Consider the following 1321-nt stretch of genomic DNA (forward strand, 5'->3'; position numbering starts at 1 on the left):
AGTACCGCATTGTCCTGCTTGTAGCAGCTTCATTCCTTGTTCGAGTCGTAAACGGGCAAACCACGCATACGGTGTCATGCCAGTTTGCGCTTTGAAATGGCGTTGAAATTGAGTCGGGCTTAGCTGGCAAAGCTCAGAAAGAGACTCCAGCCTTACCGATTGGTCTAGGTTCGCCATTAAGTAATCTTTTAAGGTGTTGAGAGATTGCTTACCTAATGGAATGACTTTTTGCCTTGCCAGCGATCCGTAGCGATCAAAAAGTTGGTTAAATCCCTCAAACGGAAGACAATCTTTGGTCAATTGACTGAGATTTTCGCGCCTCAATAGTCCGTGCAAGTTACTAAGTTGTGAAAATATCTGTGGATCGGAGATGATCAACTCATTAAAGCGGATAATTTGACCGTTTTGTTTAAGATCTGCCAGATCGCTAAGTAAGTGTGGTTCGATCGAAAAAACATTCACTTGATAGCCACTGGCAAGCTTAGATTGGCCGTCGTGCAGTTCATCGGGCGGCATAATAACGATTTGCCCATGACCGACTTGGTGATGAGAGCCTTGATAATGAAACTTCTGCTCACCATGCGTGATCAAGCCGAGGTGAAAATCCAAATGATAGTGCCGTTGAAAGGCAAACTTGTGGTATTTCGCCTCGATCAGACTCAGTTGGTCATGGTCGGTCGCGTAGTATTGAATCTGTTCCATTACATACAAAAAAAGCTTGGTCACATAATGACCAAGCTTATCCATCAATTGTTAGCTTGTCTTGTAAAAAACGATCACTGTGACTGAATGGCGCGGCGTGAACGGCGAGTGTTGCGCAGCCCATCGAAGCTAAATACCACAAGAGCTCCCCAAATAAAGGCGAACGTAATCGCTTTATCCATCGTGAAGGTCTCGCCGTAAATTAACACTGCAAGCAAGAACATCAGGCTAGGGCCGATGTACTGGAAAAAGCCGAGCGTTGATAATTTGAGGCGAGTCGCGGCACCAGTGAAGCACAGCAATGGCAAGGTCGTCACCACACCGGCTGCAATCAACAACGTATTGAGCTGCCATGGATTTTCAATCATGTTTGCCGTTGGTGAGCTGGCAATAAACAGAAGATAAACGGCGGCAGCGGGTAATAGGATTAGCGTTTCGACAAACAAACCCGTTTGAGCATCCACCGCGACTTTCTTACGTAGCAAACCGTAAAAACCAAAGCTCATCGCCAACGCCATCGCTACAATCGGCACCGAACCAAAGACGATCAACTGCACCAAAACGCCGCATCCTGCCAATACCACAGCAAACCATTGCAGCTTACGTAGTCGTTCGCCCA

2 protein-coding genes are annotated in these 1321 nt (G+C 46.7%); both read right to left on the reverse strand.

What is annotated here, in order from left to right; all coding sequences use genetic code 11:
* Positions 1 to 702 (reverse strand): AraC family transcriptional regulator (locus R7O12_RS25155; RefSeq protein WP_318126786.1); only part of this gene is annotated, 702 nt, incomplete at its 3' end.
* Positions 703 to 776: 74 nt separating this feature from the next.
* On the reverse strand, positions 777 to 1321 hold a 545-nt coding region (gene rarD / locus R7O12_RS25160), incomplete at its 5' end, for an EamA family transporter RarD (RefSeq protein WP_318126784.1).

It is taken from the genome of Vibrio sp. Vb1574 (assembly GCF_033338675.1).